The 24,745-nt window shown below is 53.7% G+C and carries 20 protein-coding genes, 1 tRNA gene and 1 pseudogene; 15 read left to right on the forward strand and 7 right to left on the reverse strand.

Features of this window, described 5'->3' with window-relative positions:
- Nucleotides 1–41: 41 nt before the first annotated feature.
- Nucleotides 42–650, forward strand: a complete 609-nt coding sequence (plsY, locus tag Q0753_RS08885; protein WP_298719602.1) for a glycerol-3-phosphate 1-O-acyltransferase PlsY — start codon at nucleotides 42–44, stop codon at nucleotides 648–650.
- Between the two features lie 71 nt (nucleotides 651–721).
- Here plsY and tsaD read toward each other — a convergent pair whose 3' ends face one another.
- Nucleotides 722–1,738 (reverse strand): tRNA (adenosine(37)-N6)-threonylcarbamoyltransferase complex transferase subunit TsaD, encoded by a 1,017-nt coding sequence (gene tsaD, locus Q0753_RS08890; RefSeq protein WP_298719604.1) that lies wholly within the window; start codon nucleotides 1,736–1,738, stop codon nucleotides 722–724.
- Between the two features lie 179 nt (nucleotides 1,739–1,917).
- Here tsaD and rpsU point away from each other — a divergent pair, with 179 nt between their 5' ends.
- The 5 genes and pseudogenes from rpsU to Q0753_RS08915 all read left to right on the forward strand — a co-directional run bounded on the left by rpsU (nucleotide 1,918) and on the right by Q0753_RS08915 (nucleotide 6,748).
- A complete protein-coding gene (rpsU, locus tag Q0753_RS08895; RefSeq protein ID WP_014293599.1) occupies nucleotides 1,918–2,133 on the forward strand; it encodes a 30S ribosomal protein S21 in 216 nt (71 codons plus the stop codon).
- A 15-nt stretch (nucleotides 2,134–2,148) separates the two neighbouring features.
- Nucleotides 2,149–2,592 (forward strand): GatB/YqeY domain-containing protein, encoded by a 444-nt coding sequence (locus Q0753_RS08900; protein ID WP_204795213.1) that lies wholly within the window; start codon nucleotides 2,149–2,151, stop codon nucleotides 2,590–2,592.
- A gap of 79 nt (nucleotides 2,593–2,671) precedes the next feature.
- Nucleotides 2,672–4,450, forward strand: coding sequence for a DNA primase (gene dnaG, locus Q0753_RS08905; RefSeq protein WP_298719625.1), 1,779 nt, complete (start codon nucleotides 2,672–2,674; stop codon nucleotides 4,448–4,450).
- Nucleotides 4,451–4,676: 226 nt separating this feature from the next.
- Nucleotides 4,677–6,518, forward strand: a pseudogene (gene rpoD / locus Q0753_RS08910) (RNA polymerase sigma factor RpoD); the annotation flags it as partial.
- A gap of 153 nt (nucleotides 6,519–6,671) precedes the next feature.
- Nucleotides 6,672–6,748 (forward strand) — tRNA-Ile (locus Q0753_RS08915).
- 402 nt (nucleotides 6,749–7,150) lie between these two features.
- Here Q0753_RS08915 and Q0753_RS08920 read toward each other — a convergent pair.
- Both Q0753_RS08920 and Q0753_RS08925 read right to left on the reverse strand, forming a co-directional pair.
- Nucleotides 7,151–8,002 (reverse strand): reverse transcriptase domain-containing protein, encoded by an 852-nt coding sequence (locus Q0753_RS08920; protein WP_298719627.1) that lies wholly within the window; start codon nucleotides 8,000–8,002, stop codon nucleotides 7,151–7,153.
- Nucleotides 8,003–8,056: 54 nt separating this feature from the next.
- On the reverse strand, nucleotides 8,057–8,416 hold the full coding sequence (locus tag Q0753_RS08925) for a hypothetical protein (RefSeq protein ID WP_298719629.1): 360 nt from the start codon (nucleotides 8,414–8,416) through the stop codon (nucleotides 8,057–8,059).
- An 877-nt stretch (nucleotides 8,417–9,293) separates the two neighbouring features.
- On the opposite strand from Q0753_RS08925, the gene Q0753_RS08930 reads away from it, so the two are divergent.
- Nucleotides 9,294–9,911 (forward strand): Fic family protein, encoded by a 618-nt coding sequence (locus tag Q0753_RS08930; RefSeq protein ID WP_298719631.1) that lies wholly within the window; start codon nucleotides 9,294–9,296, stop codon nucleotides 9,909–9,911.
- A gap of 8 nt (nucleotides 9,912–9,919) precedes the next feature.
- On the opposite strand, the gene Q0753_RS08935 is transcribed toward Q0753_RS08930, so the two are convergent.
- Nucleotides 9,920–10,087 (reverse strand): hypothetical protein, encoded by a 168-nt coding sequence (locus Q0753_RS08935; protein WP_298719633.1) that lies wholly within the window; start codon nucleotides 10,085–10,087, stop codon nucleotides 9,920–9,922.
- 513 nt (nucleotides 10,088–10,600) lie between these two features.
- Here Q0753_RS08935 and Q0753_RS08940 point away from each other — a divergent pair.
- Nucleotides 10,601–11,455 (forward strand): NAD-dependent protein deacetylase, encoded by an 855-nt coding sequence (locus tag Q0753_RS08940; protein ID WP_298719635.1) that lies wholly within the window; start codon nucleotides 10,601–10,603, stop codon nucleotides 11,453–11,455.
- 17 nt (nucleotides 11,456–11,472) lie between these two features.
- Here the strand turns inward: Q0753_RS08940 and Q0753_RS08945 are convergent, their stop codons facing one another.
- Complete coding sequence (locus Q0753_RS08945) at nucleotides 11,473–12,246, reverse strand: helix-turn-helix domain-containing protein (RefSeq protein WP_298719637.1); 774 nt, start codon at nucleotides 12,244–12,246, stop codon at nucleotides 11,473–11,475.
- Between the two features lie 246 nt (nucleotides 12,247–12,492).
- Here Q0753_RS08945 and Q0753_RS08950 point away from each other — a divergent pair, with 246 nt between their 5' ends.
- The 7 genes from Q0753_RS08950 (at nucleotide 12,493) to Q0753_RS08980 (ending at nucleotide 21,862) form a co-directional block, all read left to right on the forward strand.
- Nucleotides 12,493–14,022: an ABC transporter substrate-binding protein gene (locus tag Q0753_RS08950; protein ID WP_298719639.1), complete on the forward strand. Its 1,530-nt coding sequence runs from the start codon at nucleotides 12,493–12,495 to the stop codon at nucleotides 14,020–14,022.
- A gap of 87 nt (nucleotides 14,023–14,109) precedes the next feature.
- Nucleotides 14,110–15,030 (forward strand): ABC transporter permease, encoded by a 921-nt coding sequence (locus tag Q0753_RS08955; protein WP_298719641.1) that lies wholly within the window; start codon nucleotides 14,110–14,112, stop codon nucleotides 15,028–15,030.
- A 3-nt stretch (nucleotides 15,031–15,033) separates the two neighbouring features.
- A complete protein-coding gene (locus Q0753_RS08960; RefSeq protein WP_298719643.1) occupies nucleotides 15,034–15,987 on the forward strand; it encodes an ABC transporter permease in 954 nt (317 codons plus the stop codon).
- A gap of 45 nt (nucleotides 15,988–16,032) precedes the next feature.
- A complete protein-coding gene (locus tag Q0753_RS08965) occupies nucleotides 16,033–18,084 on the forward strand; it encodes an ABC transporter ATP-binding protein (RefSeq protein WP_298719645.1) in 2,052 nt (683 codons plus the stop codon).
- 272 nt (nucleotides 18,085–18,356) lie between these two features.
- Nucleotides 18,357–19,826: a M81 family metallopeptidase gene (locus tag Q0753_RS08970; RefSeq protein ID WP_298719647.1), complete on the forward strand. Its 1,470-nt coding sequence runs from the start codon at nucleotides 18,357–18,359 to the stop codon at nucleotides 19,824–19,826.
- A 251-nt stretch (nucleotides 19,827–20,077) separates the two neighbouring features.
- Nucleotides 20,078–21,349, forward strand: coding sequence for a D-amino acid dehydrogenase (locus Q0753_RS08975; protein WP_298719649.1), 1,272 nt, complete (start codon nucleotides 20,078–20,080; stop codon nucleotides 21,347–21,349).
- 45 nt (nucleotides 21,350–21,394) lie between these two features.
- Nucleotides 21,395–21,862, forward strand: coding sequence for a RidA family protein (locus Q0753_RS08980; protein ID WP_298719651.1), 468 nt, complete (start codon nucleotides 21,395–21,397; stop codon nucleotides 21,860–21,862).
- Nucleotides 21,863–22,030: 168 nt separating this feature from the next.
- On the opposite strand, the gene Q0753_RS08985 is transcribed toward Q0753_RS08980, so the two are convergent.
- Both Q0753_RS08985 and Q0753_RS08990 read right to left on the reverse strand, forming a co-directional pair.
- Nucleotides 22,031–23,293 carry a dicarboxylate/amino acid:cation symporter gene (locus tag Q0753_RS08985; RefSeq protein WP_298719653.1) on the reverse strand — a complete coding sequence of 421 codons (1,263 nt, stop codon included), beginning with the start codon at nucleotides 23,291–23,293 and terminating at the stop codon, nucleotides 22,031–22,033.
- 391 nt (nucleotides 23,294–23,684) lie between these two features.
- A complete protein-coding gene (locus Q0753_RS08990; protein ID WP_298719655.1) occupies nucleotides 23,685–24,695 on the reverse strand; it encodes a D-cysteine desulfhydrase in 1,011 nt (336 codons plus the stop codon).
- Nucleotides 24,696–24,745 lie beyond the last annotated feature (50 nt).

The following is a 24,745-nucleotide window of genomic DNA, read 5'->3' on the forward strand; positions in this document are numbered from 1 at the left end:
CGCGCAATAGTAACGGATTGACCCCGAGGTATAAACCGAGAATGACGGCTCTCACCCTGTTTATGATCATGTTTGCCTATCTGGGGGGATCCATCTCCAGTGCCGTGTTGATCTCTCGTCTTTACCGTCTGCCGGACCCACGACAGCATGGCTCGGGCAACCCCGGTGCCACCAATGTGCTGCGCACCGGCAACCGCAGCGCCGCGGTCTGGGTGCTGCTGCTCGATATTCTCAAGGGAACACTGCCGGTTTATCTGGGCTGGTTTCTCGACATCAGCCCTCTGTATCTGGCCTTGATCGGTATGGCTGCCTGCCTGGGACACATGTTCCCGCTGTTTTTCCACTTTCGCGGTGGCAAGGGGGTGGCAACCGCCCTGGGTACCCTGCTGCCACTGGGCATGGACATGACCGGCCTGATGCTGCTGACCTGGCTGGTCTGCCTGGGATTGTTTGGCTATTCCTCGCTGGCCTCACTCATTACCGCCCTGGTGGCACCACTCTATGTGTATTTCATCAAGCCGGAATATACCCTGGCGGTGGCCCTGCTCTCCTGCCTGCTCATACTGCGCCATCACCGTAATATCAGCCGTCTGTATCACCGGCAAGAAAAACCGATTCTGGACAAATTCAGAGGAAATCGTGGGGAATAACCCTGTGAGGGGTGAGGAATAAGGCAACGTTCTTTCCTAACACCTCACTCTTTACTCCTCACGGGGTCACGTCAATCAACCGCTTCCAGCTCATCCAGCGGCCAGCGCGGTCTGGCGCGTACCGCCAGCGGCTCGGTTTCACCGGCTTTCAGTCGTTGCAGGCCGGCGAAGGCAATCATGGCACCATTATCGGTACAATATTCGTTACGCGGATAAAATACTTCGCCGTTCAGCCCCTTCATCAGCGCTTCCAGTTGGCTTCGCAACGAGACATTCGCGCTCACACCACCGGCCACCACCAACCGGTTGAGCCCGGTCTGTTGCAGGGCCCGCTTGCACTTGATGGCCAGAGTATCGACCACCGCCTGCTGAAAGGCGTGGGCGATGTCGGCCCGAGTCTGCTCGTCGTTACCCTCTCGGGCAATGGTGGTGGCGGTGGCGGTTTTCAGGCCGGAAAAGCTGAAATCCAGCCCGGGCCTGTCGGTCATGGGCCGCGGAAATTTAAAGCGGTTGGGCTGGCCCAGCTCGGCAAGCTTGGCCAGCCGCGGGCCACCGGGGTAATCCAGTCCCATCAGTTTGGCGGTTTTATCGAACGCCTCGCCGGCGGCATCGTCTACCGACTCGCCCAATATTTCGTAACGACCAATGCCATCGACCCGCACTAACAATGTATGACCACCAGAGACCAGCAAGGCGACAAAGGGAAAGGCCGGCACCCGCTCTTCCAGCATGGGGGCCAGCAGGTGGCCTTCCATATGATGCACCGCCACCGCCGGCTTGTTCCAGGCAAAGGCCAGGCTGCGCCCTATGGTGGCCCCCACCAGCAAGGCGCCCATCAGGCCGGGCCCGGCGGTATAGGCCACACCGTCGATATCATCCCGACTGCAACCGGCGTCGGCCAGCGCGGTCTCGATCAGCGGAATGGTCTTGCGAATATGATCCCGACTGGCCAGTTCGGGCACCACGCCACCATAGTCCGCATGCAGCGCGACCTGGCTGTATAACTGGTGAGCCATGATACCGAGTTGGTCGTCGTAGATGGCGATGCCGGTTTCATCACAGGAGGTTTCTATACCTAATACACGCATGTCGGTCTAATCATTCAAGGCTGTCGAAAAAGAGGGGTCTATGTTACCCTCCCCGTGATTTTTTAACCAGCGAAGGGCTGCCGGACTTTACTTTAGGTTCCGGTTCAGAGTAGAATTTCGCACCATTTTTATTAGTCAAACTGGTCGGTGACAGACCAGTTAACCGAGGTGAGAGGCACATGCCAGTAATTAAAGTACGTGAAAACGAGCCCTTCGACGTAGCCCTGCGTCGTTTCAAGCGTTCCTGCGAAAAGGCCGGTATCCTGTCTGAAGTGCGTCGTCGCGAGCACTACGAGAAGCCGACTACCGAACGCAAGCGCGCCAAGGCTGCTGCTGTTAAGCGTCATGCCAAGAAACTGGCTCGTGAAAACGCACGTCGTACTCGTCTGTACTAAGTTGTTGTTGATCTCATGTCTTTAAAAGACCAGCTGTCAGAGCAACAAAAGATTGCCATGCGTGCCAGAAACAAGGCGCGCCTCGGCACCTTGCGTATGCTGCTGGCAGAGATCAAACAAAAAGAGATAGACAGCCGCGAGACCCTGGATGATGACGCCATCATCACCATCGTCACCAAAATGGTGAAACAGCGTAAAGACGCCGCCACTCAATTCGAGCAGGCCGGACGTCAGGAGCTGGCCGATGGTGAACGCCAGGAAATCGTGGTGCTGCAGGAATTCCTGCCGCAACCTCTGACCGCAGACGAACTGGATGCCTTGCTGACGCAAGCCATCGCCGATACCGGTGCCACCGGCATGCAGGATATGGGCAAAGTGATGGCGGTGCTCAAACCGCAAATCCAGGGACGTGCAGATATGGGCAAGGTCAGCGCCAGCATTAAAGCCAGACTGGCTTAAAGCGCTCACGCTGTTCCCTGCCGACGGGCCGTGCCTCTTCTTGAAGCACGGCTTTGTTTTTTTCGCTTTCCGGTGAATGATGACAGGCAGAATCCCCCAATCTTTTATTGACGATCTGCTGGCCAGAACCGACATCGTCGATCTGATCGATCAGCGGGTAAAACTCAAAAAAGCCGGCAAGAACTATCAGGCCTGCTGCCCTTTTCACAACGAAAAATCCCCCTCCTTTACCGTCAGTGCCGATAAACAGTTCTATCATTGCTTCGGCTGTGGCGCCCACGGCACCGTGCTCGGCTTTCTGATGGAATATGACGGACTGGAATTTCTCGATGCCATCGACGAACTCGCCGGCATGCACGGCGTCACGGTCCCGCGGGAAAGCGGCGGCTCATCGCTGTCTCCGGCACAACAGGCGGCGGCAAAGGCGGTACGCCAGGATCTCTACGGTCAGCTCAACGATATCAGCCGTTTCTATCAGGGACAGCTGCGCCAGTCCCAGGATGCCATCAGCTACCTCAAGGGCCGGGGCCTGAGCGGCGAGGTAGTCAAACAGTTCCGTATCGGTTATGTGCCGGATCAGTGGGATGGTGTAAAAAAACAGTTTGCCCGCAATCCGGAAGCCGAACGCCAGCTGATAGAAGGCGGCATGCTGCTGCAAAGCGACAACGGCCGGGTCTATGACCGTTTTCGCGATCGCATCATGTTCCCCATCCACGACCGGCGCGGTCGGGTTATCGGCTTCGGTGGTCGCGTTCTGGGCGACGGCACCCCGAAATACCTGAATTCACCCGAGACACCGGTGTTTCACAAGGGGCGTGAACTCTACGGCCTCTATGAAGTACGGCAGGCACACCGCAATCCGGATCGTATCCTGGTGGTGGAAGGCTACATGGATGTAGTGGCGCTGGCCCAGTTTGGCATCGACTATGCGGTGGCCAGCCTCGGCACCTCCACCACACCCGATCACCTGCAGTTGCTGTTCCGTACCACCCGCGAAGTGATCTGCTGCTACGACGGAGACCGGGCCGGACGCGAAGCCGCCTGGCGCGCATTGGAAAATGCCCTGCCATTGATGCAGGATGGTCGCAGCCTGAAATTCGTGTTTCTGCCCGACGGCGAAGATCCCGACACCCTGGTACGCAAACTGGGCGCCGCCGTGTTTGAACAGCAACTGGGTCAGGCCCAGGACTTTGGCGACTTCCTGTTCGAGCGCCTGGCCCAGGACACCATGAGCGGTGACGCCGGCCAGCACGAGCTGGCCAACAAGGCGGCGGAAGCCATTATTCGAGTGCCGGAAGGCTTTACCCGTGAAGGCCTGATCACTCACCTCTCCCGCCAGCTGAACTGGGGCGAAAACGAACGCCGGGTGCGAGAGCTGTTCGGTCGTTTGCAGAAGAGCGGCGCAGAGCCGTCCACCCCGACCAGACAGCCCGGTAAAAAGATAAAGCTGACCCCTATTCGCCGGGCCATTGCCCTTGTGCTACAATATCCGGCTGCCGCTGCCAGACTACCGGCCATGCCCGAACTGGCCGAATTGCCATTACCCGGCATGGAACTGCTGCAGACGCTGTTGGGTCAGGTGCAACACCGACCGGAAATGACCACGGCCCAGTTGCTCGAACACTGGCGCGGTCATGAATCCGAGCCGGCGCTGGCTCGCCTCGCAATGGCCGAAGGCCTGTTTGCAGGCGAGCATATCGAGCAGGAGCTGCAGGATATCTTTGTGGTGCTGATCAACGAATACCTGGCCAGCCGCATCGAATCGCTGCAACGAAAAAGCAGTCAGCACGGACTGACCTCGGCAGAAAAACAGGAATTACTGCTGCTGCTCAGCGAAAGCAAGGGTGGGAGCGGATGAACATTGAAAAGTGGGCGTGACGCCCCAATATCGTAAAGCAGGCCCGGCAAACGGGTAATGATGAACCATTGAACGCTGCAGCACTCTCACCGATTATTGAAGGCGAGGCGTGTTGGCAAGCTCAGACCAGCATAGCGAGGCTGGTCAAATTTTGTTATAATCGGCTACTTGCGCGCCATAAAAGAGTGCCTAATGCCTACACCCTCTTGCAACATCTAACCGGACGAGTTCTATGGAGCAAACCCCGCAGTCTCAGCTTAAACTTCTCGTTGCCAAAGGTAAAGAACAGGGTTACCTGACCTATGCCGAGGTAAACGATCATCTTCCTCAGGATATCGTCGATTCCGATCAAATCGAAGATATCATTCAGATGATCAATGACATGGGTATTCAGGTGGTGGAAAGCGCCCCCGATGCCGATGATCTGATGATGTCTGAAACCACCGCCGACGAAGACGCCGCCGAGGCCGCCGCTCAGGCGCTGGCTTCTGTTGAGTCGGAAATCGGCCGCACCACCGACCCGGTACGCATGTATATGCGCGAAATGGGTACGGTTGAGCTGCTGACCCGTGAAGGCGAAATCGACATCGCCAAACGGATCGAAGAAGGCATCAACCAGGTGCAGAGCTCGGTGTCCGAATACCCCGAGACCATCACCTCTTTGCTGTACCAGTTTGACCGCTTTGAAGCCGGTGACATCAAACTGAGCGATATCATCTCCGGTTTTCTCGACCCGGACGCCGTCGACACCGTCGCCCCCACCGCGACTCATATCGGCTCTGAACTGAGCGATAAAGAGCTGGAAGACGAAGACGAAGACGATAAAGACGACGAAGACGAAGAAGAAGTCGATACCGGCCCGGATCCCGAGCTGGCGCGCGAAAAATTCGGCATCTTGCGTGAACAGTACGACATCATGCGCGGCGTGATTGAAAGCAAAGGCCGTACCTCGCCGGAAGCCGCTGCAGAAATCGCCGGGCTCGCCTACATTTTCCGCGAGTTTCGCCTGGTGCCCAAGCAGTTCGATCGCCTGGTCAATGCCATGCGTAACACCATGGACCGCGTACGCATTCAGGAACGCCTCATCCTGAAGCTGTGTGTAGAGCAGTGCAAAATGCCGAAGAAGACCTTCGTGCAGGCCTTTGCTCAACACGAAAGCGAGCAGGAATGGTTCAAGAAGCAGCTGGCCGCCGGTAAAGCCTGGTCTGTGAAGATGGAAGAAGTCGCCGAAGACGTGCTGCGTTCCATCGGCAAGCTCAAGCTGGTTGAAGAAGAAACCGGCCTGACCATCTCGCAGATTAAAGACATCAACCGTCGCATGAGCATCGGTGAAGCCAAGGCCCGCCGCGCCAAGAAAGAAATGGTTGAGGCCAACCTGCGTCTGGTTATCTCCATCGCCAAGAAGTACACCAACCGCGGCTTGCAGTTCCTGGATCTGATCCAGGAGGGCAACATCGGTCTGATGAAGGCAGTGGACAAGTTTGAATATCGTCGCGGCTACAAGTTCTCGACCTACGCTACCTGGTGGATTCGTCAGGCCATTACCCGCTCCATCGCGGATCAGGCCCGTACCATCCGTATTCCGGTACACATGATCGAGACCATCAACAAGCTCAACCGTATTTCCCGCCAGATGCTGCAGGAAATGGGTCGTGAACCGACCCCGGAAGAGCTGGCGCATCGCATGGCCATGCCGGAAGACAAGATCCGCAAGGTGCTGAAAATCGCCAAAGAGCCGATCTCGATGGAGACGCCCATCGGCGACGATGAAGACTCCCATCTGGGCGACTTTATCGAGGACACCACCCTGTCCTTGCCGGCCGACTCCGCCACCAGCGAAAGCCTGCGTAATGCTACCAAAGACGTGCTTTCGGGCCTGACGGCTCGTGAAGCCAAGGTACTGCGCATGCGCTTTGGTATCGACATGAACACCGACCACACTCTGGAAGAGGTGGGCAAGCAGTTCGACGTTACCCGCGAGCGTATTCGCCAGATCGAAGCCAAGGCATTGCGCAAACTGCGCCATCCCAGCCGCTCCGAAGTACTGCGCAGCTTCCTCGACGAGTAAGCGGCAGTCAGCGACAAGCAAGACGATAAAAGGGCGCCTCGGCGCCCTTTCTCTTTTTGTGCCTAATGTTCCAACCGTTTAAAAATCAAACTGATATAGAGCTACCCTGACTGGACAGCCAAGGCCGCTTTCCCTATAATCAGCTCCACTTTTGGCCCCTTAGCTCAGTTGGTTAGAGCACACGACTCATAATCGTTAGGTCCCCAGTTCAAGTCTGGGAGGGGCCACCAAATACCAAGGGTTAGCAGGTTAAGAGCCGCTAACCCTTTTTTTATGGGGATACTTCGGGGATACCTCAGCGCAGATAATAAGAGCCTGTTTGCCTGCTTCTCCCACAAACACCAGGCCGGTTGTCAGCTGTTTAACAGCACATAAAATCCAGATTATCCCGCATACCTCCTCCCTGACGCAAAAGCGCCAACCCTATTGGGTTGGCGCTTTTTTGTTTTTGCTCCTAGCCCCCCCCACCATCGCTCCGGAACAAAGACCAAACCTTAGTCAGGCGGGCATCCGCATACCGCACCTGGCTTGAGAATGCCCACTAACATTAGGTAGGGCGGGGATTACTCCCCGTCCCTCCCACAGAACCGTGCGTACGGACCTCGTACACGGCTCCTGCATACTGTTATCCCTTAACACCAAGGGGCGAGTTGGCCTGTCTTGATCTTGGTAAGATTAAACAAGCCCTGTTCGTCGAACCAGGCATTCGGCATCGCGTAACTCGCAAGCGGACTCGCGGCATTGCGCCATGACCTCATCTTGATGCGCTTGAATTTACCTTTATATCCCAGCTGCCTCAGCCGCCTGTGCAGCCGAGCCGGTCGTTTCCAATGCACCAACTGAATACAGCGCAGTCTGCGCCGGACCCATTGCATGAGTTTGACGAACTCGCGGCTACTGTTGCTGATCCTGAAGTAATAACCGAACCCGCGTAGCACGGCATTCAACTCGCTGATGATTCTCGCCAGTTGTCTGCCGCGATTACGTTTCGTCAGCTGTTTGACTCGGGCTTTGAATGAACTGAGCTTCTTCGCTTGGATCCGGGTGTAATGCGTATAAATTTCCACACCCAAGAACTTAACCCCCTCGTCGCTGTGGGCGAGATGGGTTTTCTGTTCGTTAACCTTCAGCCTGAGATCACCTTCCAGTAGTTGGGTTGCTACCCGGCGTGCATGCTCTGCCGCCGCCTGTGAGCCGCACAGGATCAGGATGTCGTCCGCATAGCGGACTATCCGATGGTTGCGGCGTTTCATCTCTTGATCGAACGCATCAAGATACACATTGGCGATCAGCGGACTGATCACCCCGCCTTGCGGGCTGCCCACGCGGGTCGCTTGCCATTGACCGTCGACCATCACCCCACTTTGCAGAAACTGACTCAATAATGTCAGTATGCTGCCGTCTGTCACCCGCCGTCGGAACGCCTTGATGATCAGCTCATGATCGAGCATATCGAAGCATTTCGACAGATCCATGTCGACCACCCACCGCCGATGATACTGGCGAATAAAGAGCGTCGCTTTGGAAATGGCCTGGTGTCAACTCCGACCCGGACGATACCCGTAGCTTGACGGATGAAAGTCCGCATCGAAGATGGGATTCAGGATATCCAGCAGCGCCTGCTGAACAATGCGGTCCCGCACTGCGGGGATCCCCAGTTGTAGTGTGCCGCCATCCTCTTTCGGGATCTCGACTCGCCGCACCGGAAGCGGTTGGTAGCGCTTTTCCCGCAGTTCACTCAGTAGTTGTTCGAGGTTCACATCCAGTTTCGAGGCGAAGTCGCTCAGGCTCTGCCCATCTATTCCGGCCGCGCCTTTCGCTTTCCACACCTGTTTGAATCCGGCGTATAGCGCCTGCTTTGACAGCAGCCGACCATACAAGCTGTAATACACTCTCACATCTTCTCCTCACAGCGTGCTTGACCTCGTCGCACTTCTTCGGTGATGAACGCTTGGCAACGGTTGACCGGCGTACTAGCACGACGGCAATCTACCGGCTCGTCCGTTGTTACTCCCTTGTGCGGCCCTGTCATTTCAGTGCAGCGGTTCCCCGCGTTACCGGCTGAAGGTGCCCCGCCTCGTCAGGCAGCTTGTGCACGTCACCTTGGAAACATGACGCGGTGTCACGCGTTTACAGTATGCTTCACCCCTTCGCAATGATGGGTGCTTTTGGCGACCCACCACTTCAGCAAACATGATCGGCCCAGTTTTCTCCTCCACACCCTTACGGGCTTTCATTGGCTGGGCCTTACTCACTACTACGGGATCATCTGCCACCTCACACCCACAACCGCCTTGAGTCACCTCTCGTGCGGCTGCGTCCGGCTCTGCCGGAATCGGTGCCAGGCTTCCCCAGTTACTGCACTGGCTCCCTGTCTGGAATGCCACCCTCAAGCACAGCATGAGTCTGACTGAGTATCGGGCTTCGCGTTATTTCGCACGCTGACCACCCTCATGCTGCCGAAGCAGGTTCACTTGCGTTGTGTACTCCAGACTTCCTATGGCTTCCTTCAGACCTTGCCGTTGGCCAACAACGCCCTTGCCACTCGGATTGTCTTCCCCTCAGTCGGGGTGACGTGGACTTCTTTCAGTCCACCGGGGTTGCCAGCTTCGCTGGGCAAACAAAAAGACACCGTCGGGTTCGGACGGTGTCTGCTAATACTGTCGGTATCGGACCTTGGCATTCAAACGATCACCATTTAGACTCACTTAGTACCGTAGAAAAACCACTCTGTAACTGCTTACACTGCAGGCGCGTGGTGTGAAAGGAGCACCAATGAACCGCTATAACGCCACCGGACACGAAGCTGAAGATCAGCCGGGAACAGAGCCTGGTGTACTACGCAACCTCCTTGGCCTCACAAGCATTCAGGATATAGAGGATGCGGAAGCCGAGCTATTAAACGACCTGTATATCCATGTGTTGCCACAGCCCTGCGACACGCTGACTTTTGCCGACATTCAGCGCTGGCATCGACAGTGGTTGGGGAAGCTATATCAGTGGGCAGGCCAGCTACGTACCGTAAACATGAGTAAAGGAGACTTTCACTTTGCTGCCGCAGACCAGCTACCCCGTCTGGTCTCGACGTTCGAGCTGGATTTCCTGTCACAACTAGCCGATCTGAACACCTGGCCGGAAGATGCCGTGATCCGTTACCTGGCGCAAAGCCATGTGGAATTCATTCTCATCCATCCGTTTCGGGAAGGTAATGGCCGTGTTTCACGGCTGCTACTCGACATAATGGCGTTGCAGGCAGGATATCAGCCCCTCGACTATCGGCTATGGGAAGAACATAAAAACTTTTACTTCCGGGCTATTCAGGCCGGTGTAAGTGGGGATTATCAGTACGTAGAGAGATTGGTCAGGGACGTGCTGACGCAAGAGCAAATCTGAGAACAGGCTTAGTCGGCAAGAGACAGTTGTGGAAAGCGGCGCTTACCGGACTTTAGCCGAGTTTCGATAACGGCCGTGGCTTCACCGGTTTCAATGGCGGTTGAACTGGCCACGGAACGGCGGATTTTTTCTGGAGTGAGCTGATTGCGTGCAGCTGTTTTGCTTCGACGTATCATGATGGACCTCCTAGCTAGTTATCACATTATAACAGAATCGATAACATATACAGTGGTTGCCTGGCAATGCAGACGAGCAGAGCCGAGAAGGACGATATCATGCCGTGACTCCCGACCTCTAAGATCTTGAGTAGCTGGCCAACCAAAAGAAACAACATCCCCTGACCAACGACAACCTCCTTGATCTCACAATCATTCAGGATATAACGGAAGCCGAGCTGCTAAGCGACCTGTATGCCCATGTGTTGCCACAGCCTTGGGGCACGCTGACCTTTGCCGACATTCAGCGCTGATATCAACAGTAGTTAGGATAAAGCGCATCATGCTCACATTCTATATGCCAAAAGAACCCAAGCCTCGTCAGGCTCGATCCAAGGATCTGGTTGGGATAGGATATCTCACATACTTTCGAATGGGATACTGACGACTTGCGTAGCCTTGGTCGAACTGGCCGGCACTATGAGCACAGGCCGTCTGAACGCCGACACCAGAATACAAGGAAGCCCGAGCCCTATGCCCAGCACTGAGCCCCATATCGATCTGGTCGAATTCATCCGTACCCACCCTCGCCTGCTGGTGCTGACCGGTGCCGGCATCAGTACGGATTCCGGCATTCCCGACTACCGCGATCAGCAAGGCCAGTGGAAGCGCGCCCAGCCGGTGCAGCATCCGGACTTCATGCGCTGCGAGCACACCCGAAAACGCTACTGGGGCCGCAGCCTGGTCGGTTGGCCGATGATGCGCGATGCCCACCCCAATCCGGCGCATCAGGCCCTGGCACGACTGGAGCAGCTGGATCATATTGACCTGCTGGTTACCCAAAACGTAGATCGACTTCACCAGCGGGCCGGCAGCCGCAAGGTAGTCGACCTGCATGGTCGTTCAGATCAGATTATCTGCATGAGCTGCGACTATCGCTGCAGCCGCGACGAGTCACATCAGCGCAGTGCCGAGCTGAATCCGGATTTCCCCGGGCTCAGCGCCGCCGCGGCACCGGATGGCGATGCCGATCTGGAAGTGGATTTCAGCGGCTTTCACATTCCCGACTGCCACCAGTGTGGCGGCATTCTCAAACCGGATGTCGTCTTCTTCGGCGATAACGTGCCCAAACTGCGCGTTATGGAAGCACTGAACGCGCTCGAGCGCGCCGATGCCCTGCTGGTCATCGGCTCTTCATTGATGGTCTACTCGGGCTTTCGTTTCTGCCGAAAAGCCCAAGAGTGGAACAAGCCCATCGCCGCCCTCACCCTGGGAAAAACCCGGGCCGATGACTTGCTCAACCTCAAGCTGAATGCACCCATCACACCGGTACTGCAAGCAGCACTCAACGTGCTGTCCTCCCAACCATGCCAGACGATGACTGATTAGCCCCCACCAGTACACTGCTAGATTGAGTTAGCAGCCTCAACCAAATGAGGTAACACCTCCCGTACGATACGCTCTCTGTCCCACTCAGAAGCGGCCATTGGAGATTGTATTGCTGCTAACGGGTTGCCCCGACCATCTATAACGGGAACGGCAATGTTGATAAGGCTGCTGCTGGCCCCTTGTGACTCACTAATGCAGTACCCCTGCTTTCGAGCAAGCAGGATCTCTTCGAAAATCTTGTCTCGATCATCGATCACCTTATAAGTCAAAAACAGCGGATTCGTCCCATCCCAACTGTCAACGATTGCACGTACCTCGTCGTCAGTTTTAAAAGAGAGCAGGACCCGACCGGGAGTGGTCAGAACTGCTGGTACCCGCCGGCCCAGAAAAGTCGAGTAATAGGGGGCTTGATTGTATGGGTTTCGAATCGTGAAAACGATGTCTGTACCATCCAGTTCCGCCAGATTGACGGTAATTTTCAGCTTCCTTCCCAGGTCGATGAGCCGAGGCGTGGCCAGTCGTACCAGTTGGTCTGAGTGCAGATAGCTCCAACTGAAGTCCAAGTACTTGAGTGTTGGCCGAAAGCTCTTCGATTTTTCTTCCTTCTGCAGGTATCCAAGCTCGTGAAGGGTATGGCATAGACGCTGTACCGAACTCTTACTCAGCTCTGTCTTTAATGCTATCTCGCCAAGCGTCATCTCGGTGCTTTCAGGCGTAAAGGCTCTCATCACCCGAAGTCCTTTCTCAAGTGAATTAATGAATAGCGGATCGGGTCGTTTTGAATCTGTCATCAGTCGCACCTTTTACCAGTGGAAAGCTCATGGTTGGCGCCAATCTATCACGATGATAGCTAACACACCAAATCGCTGATCGTGATTCATACATCGAAAGTCTTGACTGAGAAATTTAATAAATATAGAGTTAATTGTAAAGCGATTGTTGTGAATCGCATAGCGATATATACATACCGCGAAAGCTTCACAAGCTGCGCTCACTAACCCTTGTAACAAATCTTGTAACAAAAGAGTGAGGACGATATGAAAACTAAAATATTCAAGGCGGCAACAGGGCTGGTCTTGCTGGGAGTTTCTGCTGGCGCATTCGCTGGGAAGGCAGAAAACAGTATGGTAGTGGCCATCAACAAGGAGATTCAGAGCCTTGATAGCCTGTATTCAACGTCCCGCGAAAGCCTCATTCTCAGCCACCTCCTTTCCGATCAACTGGTAAGCGTTGATCCTACAACCGGCGAATATATGCCGGCACTTGCTGAGTCGTTCAGCTTCGTAGATCCCAGCACTATTGAATTCGTGATCCGAGAAGGTGTGAAGTTTCACGATGGGAGCGACTTGACCGTTGAAGATGTAGTCTATTCGATCAACTGGGCCGCAAGCGATGAAGGCCAAACCTATCGTCGCACTATGGTGAGTCTGTGGTTTGATCGCGTAGAGAAAGTGGACGATCGCAGGCTTCGTCTGTACTCGAAGTTTCCCTATCCTCTCGCACTGCGTGATATCGCCACCTTCGTACAGACTCGCAAAGCGGGTAGCTACCACAAAGATGGCAAGGTCAATATCGACGCGTTTGCCTCAGACTACAACGGAACCGGTCCGTTCAAAGTGTCCAGTTTCTCCATGGGCAGTGGCTTGGTGCTGGAGCGTTTTGAGGACTACTACGCAAACAGTCCGAAAGGCGTTCTCAGTCTGGACAAGCTGGTGCTGAAACCGGTCACCGACTGGGGAACTCTGACCGCAGAGATGATGGCAGGCAATGTCGACTGGAGTTACAGCATTCCAGAAGATGTTGCTACGAGTGTCGCCTCGATGCCGACAATCAAGCACATTAGCGGTCCCGAACTTCGCATTGCTTTCATAAATCTGGATGCCAAGGGGATGACCGGTGAAAACAACCCTCTGACGAAACTGAAGGTTCGCCAAGCGCTCAATTACGCGGTGAACCGGAAAAGTATCGTCAAGAATCTGGTGAACGATTCTGCTTTCGTAATCAATGCGGCCTGTCACCCCTCACAGTTTGGTTGCGCCAGCGATGTAAAGGCGTATGAATACGACCCTGAAAAAGCAAAAAAACTGCTCACAGAAGCTGGCTACCCCGACGGTTTCGAGTTTGAAATGTGGGCACATGTGGATAAGCCGGTGGTCGAGGCCATTGCGGCAGATCTGGCCAAGGTGGGCGTGAAGGTCAAAATGAATTGGGCCAAACTGGGGACGCTCGATAAGGCTCGTAATCAGGAAGAAACCCAAGCCTATTTGGGCACATGGGGGTCTTTCGGAACCTTTGATGTTGCCGCCAGCGCCGACCACTTTATATCCGGCTCAGACCGTAATCTGCACAATGACACCACGATCGAATCCCTGTTCGTTGATGCCCAGAAAACGACCGATTCGCAAGCACGCGAGCAAATGTATAAGGAAGCGCTGAAACGCTTTGCTGAGCAAGCTTATTGGGTTCCGATGTTCTCATACTCTGTCAACTTTCTGGCCAACAACGACGTGGAATTCACCCCTTGGGCGGATGGCGTTCCCCGCCTTTACGAGCTGAACTGGAAGTGATCTTGGCCCCCAAGGTCGCTGACTGACCTTGAGGGGTATCGACTTAACTTTAATCTAGAGAAATATAATCATAAAGGAGGAAGGCGTGTGATTCTGTTTATTCTCAAGCGATGCCTGTTGGCCACGTTAGTTGTGCTGACCGTATCTATTGCAACTTTCTTTCTGCTGAATGCTTCGACCGATCCGGCTTCTGCCATTGCTGGTGAGAATGCGGACCAAGAAGTGGTTGAGCAGATTCGTATCCAGTATGGCTTTGATCGCCCTCTCGTTGTTCAGTACGCCTCATGGATTGGCCGCCTCGCTCAGGGGGACTTCGGTGACAGCTATTACTGGAAGCAGCCGGTGCTTGATTTGTTTATCGAGCGGGCTCCGGTGACCGTCATGCTTGCGGTCAGTGCACTGTCCATCAGCATTATTGTTGGGCTGACCCTCGGTATTTTAGGCGCTCGCAATCCCGACGGCTGGGTGGACCGTTTTGCACTGGCATTGGGTACCTCCGCCCAAGCGATCCCCAATTTCTGGCTGGGTCTGATCATGATCATCCTGTTTGCGGTGATGGTGCCGATCTTTCCGGTCTCAGGTGATGCTACCTGGCAACACTATGTACTGCCGGCCTTTGTTCTAGGTATGAGTACCGTACCGCAGATTCTGCGATTGACCCGTGCCGGGATGATCGAAGTGCTGGGTTCGGACTTCATCCGCACGGCCCGAGCCAAAGGGTTTATGCAAGGTCAGGTGATGCTTCGCCATGCCCTGCGTAACGCAATCTTGCCGGTGGTCAGCGTTATTGCTATCCAGCTAGGGTACAAGCTGGGCGGCTCTCTGATCACCGAAACTATCTTTAACATGAACGGCCTGGGACGCTTGGCCTACGAGTCCATTCTAGGTGCTGACGTGCCGACTATTCAGATGCTCGTCTTCATGTTTGCGCTTATTTTTATCGTGTTGACGACGCTGGGTGAAATTCTCAATGCCTTGCTAGATCCGCGAATTCGTATGGGGCAATGAGTCATGACAACAACAGCTAAATCAATCATTGGCGGTACCGAAACGAGTCAACCAAAGGCCATCCTCTGCGAGGACAAAAAGGTCGACGAAGTGCTGGACCTCACCCCGAGACAACGGATGTGGATTCGGGCGAAAAAGCACCGTGGTCTGCAATTCGGGGCTTTCGTAGTTCTGTTTATGGTACTGGCAGCCGTTCTGGCACCCTGGTTAGCACCCCATGACCCCTTTGTGCAGGATCTATCTCAACGATTAATTCCACCCGTATGGACTGAAGGAGGAAGCTGGTCACATATCTTTGGCACCGATCATCTAGGACGAGACTACCTGAGCCGCTTGATGTACGGAGCCCAGGTTTCCCTAGGGGTTGGCTTTGGCGCAGCAGCGCTTGGCTGCGTGCTAGGAGTAACGATGGGCATGCTGTCCGGTTACTACGGAGGGCGGATTGCTCACGGCACTTCCTTTCTTCTGACCTGCCAGCTATCACTGCCTAATCTGTTAATGGCGATGTCCATCGTGTTCTTTGTGGGTACATCTATCCCTACTCTGATTATTGTACTGGGCTGCCTGCATTGGACTTATTTTATGGCGGTGAGCCGTACGGTCACTCGCCAGATAGTTGAAATGGAGTACGTGAGCGCGGCGCGGTCCATTGGGAGTAGCGACCGGCAAATTCTTCTGCACGAAATTCTGCCGAATATCGTTAATCAGATCATCGTTGTATTTTCCCTGGAGATCGCGGTGCTCATCATTGCCGAAGCGTCGCTGTCCTTCCTAGGTGTTGGTGTTCAACCGCCCACTGCGTCTTGGGGGCTGATGATTGCCGAAGGCAAATCTTTCATGTTCTTCAAACCTTATCTTGTGATTATTCCTGGAGCAGCCCTCTTCCTGTTGGTGCTGGCGGTCAACATGTTTGGCGATGGCATTCGTGACGTGACCGCCCCCGAGCATCGTAACTAGATTGGCCGTTTAGCTCTTTATCCACACAAATTTCAGGAGAACACTATGTCTGCATTACTCGAGGTTGATGGCTTGTCAATTACCCTGCCTCTGGCGCAAGGGGAGCTCAACGCGGTGTCTGACGTCTCTTTTACTCTCAACAAGGGTGAAACTCTGGGGATCGTTGGCGAGTCCGGTTCGGGAAAATCCCTTTCCTCTCTAGCCGTGATGGGTCTGCTGTCAAAGTCCGCCAAAGTGAATGCCAAATCACTGAGGTTCGACGGCCAGGACCTGCTCGATATGGATGAGAAAAGCCGAGCGAAACTCCGTGGTAATCGCATTGCGATGATTTTTCAGGAGCCGATGACCTCCTTAAATCCGGTCTATTCCATCGGACGGCAGATGACAGAGGTGCTGATGCTACACAAGAAGGTCTCCATGGCTGAAGCCAGAAAACGGGCGATCTATCTCTTGGGCCGGGTTGGCATCACCTCGGCGGAACACCGGTTGAAACAGTACCCTCATGAGTTGTCCGGCGGGTTGCGTCAGCGTGTCATGATAGCCATGGCGCTGATGTGCGAACCGGATCTTATCATTGCCGATGAGCCGACCACCGCGCTGGACGTCACCGTACAGGCGCAGATACTGCTATTGCTCCAGGAGCTGCAGCAGGAGTTCAAGATGGCGATCATTTTTATCGCCCACGATATGGGGGTGGTTGCCAGGGTGTCCGACAGGGTGTCGGTGATGTATGCCGGGCAGATCATCGAAACCGGTAAGGCGAGTGAGATGTTTCGAAACCCCGTGCACCCCTACACCAAAGGGCTGATGGAAAGTATTCCAGTACCCGGCCAGATTGAGCCTGGCCAACACCTGGGGTCGATCCCCGGCATGGTGCCTTCGCTGACAACAAAGATCCTAGGCTGTCATTTTGCAGGGCGTTGCCGATACAAGAAGAATGCCTGCGAGGCCGGAGATATTCCCTTTGTAGCCCTCTCCGAGAGTCGTGGCTATCGCTGTATCCTGCCGCCGGAAGAAACGCAATTACTCATGGGCATGCCAAGGGGCGAGCAGGAAACCGGTACAGGCTCGGGTGACTTGGCCTATGGGGAGGACATCGATCATCAATCACAACCCATTCTCTCCGTCGTCGAAGCCGAGTGTGAGTTCAGGGTCAAACAGGCTTTTTTTTCCCCAGCCACGCCTTTGCGGGCGGTAGGCAACGTGTCTCTGGATCTCAGGAAAGGCGAGGTTCTGGCACTGGTAGGAGAATCTGGTTGTGGAAAAAGCACCCTGGCCAAAATTATGCTGGGTTTGCAGAAGCCCACGGCCGGGGATATCCGCATCAACGGACAGTCCCTAAAGGACGTTGACCTCAAGGAGCTTTCGCGGCGAGTTCAGCCCATTTTCCAGGATCCCTATTCATCGCTTAACCCTCGAAAGACCATCGGTGAAATTATCCGGCGCCCGCTGGTAATCCATGGCATCGGTGATGCCGAAGAGCAGAAGACCATGGTCGATGACGTGATGGAGAAGGTCGGTTTGCCGAAGCGGTTCTATCACAATTATCCCAACCAGTTGTCCGGCGGTCAGCGGCAACGGGTGGCGGTTGCTCGTGCCCTGATTACAAAGCCTGATATCGTCATTTGTGATGAGCCGACTTCTGCGTTGGATGTATCGGTGCAGGCTCAGATATTGAACCTGCTTTTGGATCTTCGCGAAGAGATGGGGTTGACCTATCTACTTATCACCCACGATATGGCGGTGGTTGAGCATATAGCGACTCGTGTCGCCATTATGTATCTGGGCCAGATCGTCGAAATCAGCGATACCAAGTCACTATTCAAAGACGCCAAGCACCCCTACAGCCGCGTGCTGCTGGATTCGGTTCTGACACCAGAAGCAGAGCTGGGGGTACCGGGTTGTCATCTGGTTGGCTCGAGCTACCCCAACCCGATCAATCCACCCTCGGGGTGCAAATTCCACCCTCGTTGTGAAAAAGCGATGGGTATCTGTAAGAGCCAGGCACCGATAGAGGTAAGGACCGGTAATCAGCTGGTGAGTTGTCACCTTTATGCTCAAACCGATCCTACATCGATCATTGCCAAAACGGGCTAGGACTTATGTAGCGCTTGGAGCGACGGTGCCTATAGCTAAATAGATCGAACCAGTTCTCCTTTCATTATTCAGAGAAGACATCAGCACAGATCTTAATGGGCTCTGTATGAGGCCTTTTTTTGTCCTGATAGAGCTCAATAGAGAAATGCCAAATGTATCGATACAGCCGTCACTCACCAAATTAATGTTGTATCGAATACCAATATCTGTGCTCACTTAACTTTAGTTTATTTAAGAGACAGAAAAGGTCAATCCAATTGGAGTAATACGACATGGGTCGCAAGGTTATTATTGGGCAATTGGAACATGAAACTAATACTTTCAATACCTGCCCCACTGAACTGGTTAATTTCGCCAATCGACTTTATTTTACTGGCGAAGACATTTTACTGAGCATGAGCAATCGACAACTTTCAACCACAGGTTTTATCGATGTTGCCAAGGAATATGGATGGGACGTCATTCCCAGTGTAGCGGCAGCGGCTAATCCCGGCGGAAAAGTGTCTAAAGAGGCCTGGGATATTCTGGCCGGCGGCATTCTTGATGCTGTGAGAAATACATCAGATTTGGATGGTATCTGCTTGGGACTGCACGGTGCCATGGTGACTGAAGATCATGACGATGCTGAAGGCGCTCTGATCAGCCAGATACGGGAGATAGTGGGACCGGATGTACCCATCGCGGTCACGCTGGATCTGCACGGTAATATTTCTGACGAAATGTGCCAGCAGACCAACATCGTCGTGTCCTACAAAACTTACCCTCACGTCGATATGCGCCAATGTGGGCGGCGAGCCGCTCGTCTCCTGGAGGAGGCAATGTCGGGCAAGATCAAGCCTCGATGCACAATCGTACGTCGCCCGCTTCTCGTTGGAGCAAACAACGGACGAACCACAGAAGGGCAGATGGTCGACCTGTTGGCCTGCGCAGAAGAGATGATGCAGGAACCGGGGGTTCTTGATATCAGTATCAACGCCGGTTTCACCATGGCGGATACGCCTTATATCGGACCGAGTGTCACTGTGACTGGTGACGGGAAAAGCCCGCGCTATGTTGAGATCGGGGAGGAGTTGATGGATCGGATCTGGCAGCTTCGGGATGAGTTCAGTATGAAACCCATTCCGGCAGAGGATGCGATCAATTTCGCCAAGAATCGTCAATATGATGGCAAGCCGTTGGTGATATCAGATTACTCTGATAACCCTGGAAGTGGTGCTTATGGAGATGCGACCAATCTGCTCAAGGCGATGATCGACGCGAATTTAGAGGATGCTGCATTTGGTGCCTTTTGCGATAAGGAACTTGCCAGCGACCTGTGCAGTGAGGGGGTTGGAAAATATGTGACCTGCGTTCTTGGTGGAAAAAATGGCTCGGCTATTGGTGGAGGGGCCTTGGCGGTGAGTGGGCTTGTCGTATCCACCGGCGATGGGAAATACATCGGCGATGCGCCAATGTCTACCGGGAATCTTGGGCCTTGCGCCGTATTGCGAGTAGAGGGAATTGATATCTTGATCATATCCTTCAGACAGCAGGTCGTAGACCTGCAGATGTTCACTTCGAACGGCATCAATCTGCTGGAGAAGAAGACTATTGTCGTTAAATCAAAGCAACATTTTCGTGCTGCGTTCGATCCCGTAGCTTCCGAAGTGATCTTTTCGGAAAGTTTTGGCCTGGCCAGCCAGGACGTTACGGCGAGGGTATATCGGAAAGTTCGTAGGCCTATCTACCCATTGGATAAATGAATTCACATATCTCATATAAAAATTTCCGATAATAAACCGGTAGATAGATATTTGACTTATTACCACTTATTACCACTTATTACCACTTTTCATCTTTTTTAGATTGAATCTAACCGCTCTAACGGGGCTTAAATAAAATGAAAATTAATTTTCACGTTGCGATGTACCTGAAAGAATAACATGCAAGATAAAATAGAAATCAAGACGTACATTTAGTTCAAGCGTGATAGTCAGGTAGGATAGTGAATACAATGTATAATCAAACCATAGCCATTGTCGGGGCCGGTATTATCGGCGTGACCTCGGCCTATTTGTTAAGCCGCTTGGGACATCGGATTATATTGATGGATGCGGCAGAGGGACCAACCCAAGGAGCCAGCTTTGCGAATGGCGCACAGCTCAGTTATTCCTACAGTGATGCGATGTCATCCCCATCTCTGCTAGGAAAAATCCCAGCGATTCTTGCTGGCAAAGATCCTGCATTTCGGATAAAGCCCTCGCTTGATCCTGATCTGGTGCGTTGGGGTAGCAGCTTTCTATCTAATGCCAGATCTCATAAAGAAGAGTTCAATACACGCACAACGCTCAGGCTGGCCCTTCACTCAAGAGATGTGCTCCATCAAGTATTGGAAGAGCACGAAATCAAGTTTGACTATCGACGGTCAGGCAAGCTGCATATCTACACCTCTGAGAACGACTTACAAAAAGCCCGTATACGCGTCTCGCAGAAATCAGAATGGGGAGTTGGGCAGCAGATCCTGTCGAAGCAGCAGAGTCTGGAGGTGGAGCCAAGGCTTGAGCAGCTTTCTGCTCCCTTTGCAGGATGCGTTTACTCACCTATTGACGAGGTGGGTAACTGCCCTTACTTCGCAAACGCCCTGTTGCAGGAGATGCGTGATAAAAATGCGATTGAGGAGCGCTATAAGTGCGAGGTACACCGACTGATCTCTTCTGGTGGCTCTGTCTCTGGATTGGAAACCTCCCAAGGCCGAGTGGATGCGGATTCCATCGTGCTGGCGACGGGCTCTGTCAGGGGACACCGACTGGCCAAAACCGCGGGGATTCGGCTGCCTATCCATCCGATCAAAGGTTACAGCATAACGGTACCCGCTACTGATGAAGCACCGGATGTCTGCATTACCGATGTTGACAACAAAATCGTATTTGCCCGGGTTGGTGATCTGTTACGGATTGCTGGCTGTGCAGATATTGTCGGGTACGACGAACGGCTAGATCCTGACCGTATTCGGCACCTTCTCAATACCAGCCGCAAACGCTTTCCCAAGGCGGGTTTGTATGGCGAGGTCCTGGACCAATGGACCGGCTTCAGGCCTGTAACACCAAGTAGCACTCCCATTATCGGGCGTACCGTATTATCCAATCTCTACCTGAACACCGGGCATGGGATGCTTGGATGGACCTTGGCTATGGGGTCGGCGTCGCTTCTTGCATCCATCATAGCGGAGCTTCCTGCACCGATCGACAGCACTGGGTTTCGCCCGGTGGACCACGGTATCAACTGATCGATACCAAACTACCAAAGACACTTTGAGAGAGTCATTCATCTGATGAGTACTGTAGAAAGCAAACTGTCTGAGCTTAATATTCAACTACCTGACCCCGTCGCTCCGGCGGGAAACTACGTTCCTTTCTTACAACAGGGGAGCAGAATCCTACTGAGCGGACAAACCTGTAGACAGGATGGCGCCATGGCTTACAGCGGGCAGGTGGGGGGTAAACTCAGCGTTGAGGAAGGAAAGGCGGCAGCCAGGATCTGTGCATTGAATCTGTTGTCGCAGCTCCGCACCTCTTGCGGAGGGGATATGGATCGGGTGAAACGCTGTATCAAGCTGAATATCTATGTGAACAGCGCCAGTAGTTTCTCGAGTCAGCCGGCTGTTGCCAATGGAGCGTCGGACCTGATGGTGGAAATATTCGGCGAGAAGGGAGTCCATGTGCGCTCGGCCGTTGGAGTAGCTGCCCTACCAGGCAATGCGGCAGTGGAAGTTGACGGTGAATTCGAAATTCTGATCTAACTAACCGGATTGCCCCCCCCCACGTCCATCTAATTTAAATGGCTCGGGTGGTATGACATCGTATGGTCGCTAAATCCTAAAATGTGTCGTCTAATCAAGCAGATTCACGGGCATAGCACCAGCCGGTGTTATGCCCGTAAATTGAAAGACTGAAACTGAAGTGGAAGGTTATACGGGTCTCTTGTAATAGATTTCCTTGTCCAGCTCACCTTCACTGTGGGCGATCAACACGGATACCGCCGCATCACCGGTGACGTTGATGGTGGTACGTGCCATGTCCAGAATTCGGTCGATACCGGCAACCAGGGCAATCCCTTCGAGTGGCAAGCCGACCGAACTCAGCACGAGAGAAAGTACAATCAGACCACCGCCGGGCACCGATGCAGTTCCGATAGAAGCCAGGACCGCGGTCAGCAATATCATGCCGTATTCAGCCATCCCCAGATCAATACCGTAGGCCTGGGCAATGAATACTGCGGTCAACGCCTGATAGAGGGCGGTGCCATCCAGATTGATCGTGGTACCCACGGGCAGAACGAAGCTGGACACATCCTTGGATACGCCCAGATTATCACGCGCACAAGCCATGGTGACGGGCAGTGTACCGGCGGCAGTGGTCGTGCTGAAGGCAACCAGTTGGGCTTCGAAGATCCCCTTGAAAAACTGAATTGGATTCAGGCGAGCTAATAAAGCCAAGCCGCCACCCAGGGTAACAATCGCATGAATGATGCAGCCGAGGTAGACGCCAAGAATAACCTTACCTAAGGGCAGCAACACATCCAGACCATATTGGCCAGTAGTGGTGGCAATCAGTGCAAAAACACCGTAGGGAGCGAAGGCAATCACCAGGTCGGTCAGCTTGTACATCACGTCGGCAAAGGCATCGAATACCTTTCTCACCGGGTCTGCTTTTTCGCCAACCAGGTTGATGGCAATACCAAGAAAAATGGCAAACAGGATGATCTGCAGCACATCACCGTTGGCAAAGGAGGCAAAGGGATTGGTAGGGATAATGTTCAGCAGGGTATCGACGATACTTGGCGCCGACTTCACATCAATAGCCGTCGCACTCCCCAGCTCCATTCCAACTCCGGGTTCAAGCCAGACGGCCAGTGCCAGGCCAATCGGAATGGCGATGGCGGTGGTTACAATATAGGCAACAAAGGTTTTTATTCCTATCCGCCCCATGCGAGTCACGTCCTTGATGGCGGTGACACCACAGACCAGAGAGATAAAAATCAGCGGGACAACCAACATCTTGATAGCGGCGATAAAAGCCTTGCCGATGGGATGCAAAATCGCCGCATCTTCTCCCAGCAGAAAGCCGGTGGCGGCCCCCAGAATCAATCCAATCAACACTTTCTGCCAGATCTGCAGCCTTTTCCACCAGTTGGCATCTTTCATTTTTACCTGCGCCGTTATGGTACTCATCGTCGAACTCCTTTTCTTTTTATTCATAGCCTTAGAGACACAAAAAATGGCATTACTGGTGTTCCTGGAAAAGAAAAACAGAATGCCATTCACATCACGTCAAAACCTGAGAAGCAGCAATTTCAGTGTCACAGCCAATGTCATCAAGCTGACTCTTTTATCACCCCTTTCACCCTGTAAACATATGCCCAGCCAACAGTTGAGAGGCATCATAAATTGGCAGGTCTATGTCGGTTTATGGGCAACGCCAGTTTCTTTTGCTTGGACAAGAGATAGTCTTCCAGCCATCAAATTATTTGGCATATTCGCCCACCAACAACTCCCCCTCACGGGTCAGCATTTCCTTGATACCAACCTGCTTGCTCTCCCTACAGAGAACCGGGCACGCATATTAACAATATTTAGGGAGGTTGAAGACATCGCGATAGCCGAACAACGCCTGGCTGCCACCGGTATGCAGGAAGACAACATTTTCCCCTTTCTTGAAGTGGCCCTTGCGGATCAAATCGATAAGACCTGCCGCACCTTTGCCGGAGTAGACCGGATCCAGCAGTATGCCTTCATGGCGGGCAAACAGTTCGATGGCTTCCAGGGTGCTTTCGGCAGGAATGCCGTAACCTTCTCCCACGTAATCACAGTTGGCCACCACGTCTTCGCGCTTGATGGCACCGGGGATGCCCAGTTTCTCGGCAGTACGCTCGGCCAAACGGAATACGTTGGCTTCCTGCTGCTCACGGGGTACCCGCACACCGATGCCCAGCACCGGGATCTGGCTGTTGCTGCCGTACAACCCCGTCACCAGACCAGCCTGAGTACCAGCTGAACCGGTCGCATGTACCAGATGATCGATGCGCAAACCGCGATCATTGGCCTGACCCAGCAACTCCAACGCACAGTTGACGTAACCCAGGGCACCAATTTCATTAGAACCACCACCGGGAATGATATAGGGCTTCTTGCCTTCAGCTTTCAGCTTGGTGGCAAGTTCTTCCATCGCCGCATTCATGTCGGTACCGCCTGGATATTTGCGTAGTTGACCACCAAACAGTTGATCGAGCATGACGTTGCCGTTATAGACGTAATCGGCATCCTCGGAGCCGGTGCGATCTTCCAGCAGGATATGACAGTCCATTTCCAGCTTGGTGGCGATGGCCACGGTCTGGCGAGCGTGGTTGGATTGGGTAGCTCCTTGGGTAATAATGGTATCGGCACCTTGCTCCAGGGCATCAGCCATTAGAAATTCCAGCTTGCGGGTCTTGTTGCCGCCACCTGCCAGACCGGTACAGTCGTCGCGCTTGATCCACAGGGTGGGACCATCCAGTAATTTGGTCAGCTGAGGCATGGGCTCAAGGGGGGTATTAAGGTGGGCGAAATTAAGACGCGGGTAACGGGCCAAAAGCATGGGTAACACTCCTATCTCATTTAAAACATTGTTAATACAATTTGGTAACA

The organism is uncultured Oceanisphaera sp., assembly GCF_947495715.1.
Taxonomy (GTDB): Bacteria; Pseudomonadota; Gammaproteobacteria; order Enterobacterales; family Aeromonadaceae; genus Oceanimonas; species Oceanimonas sediminis.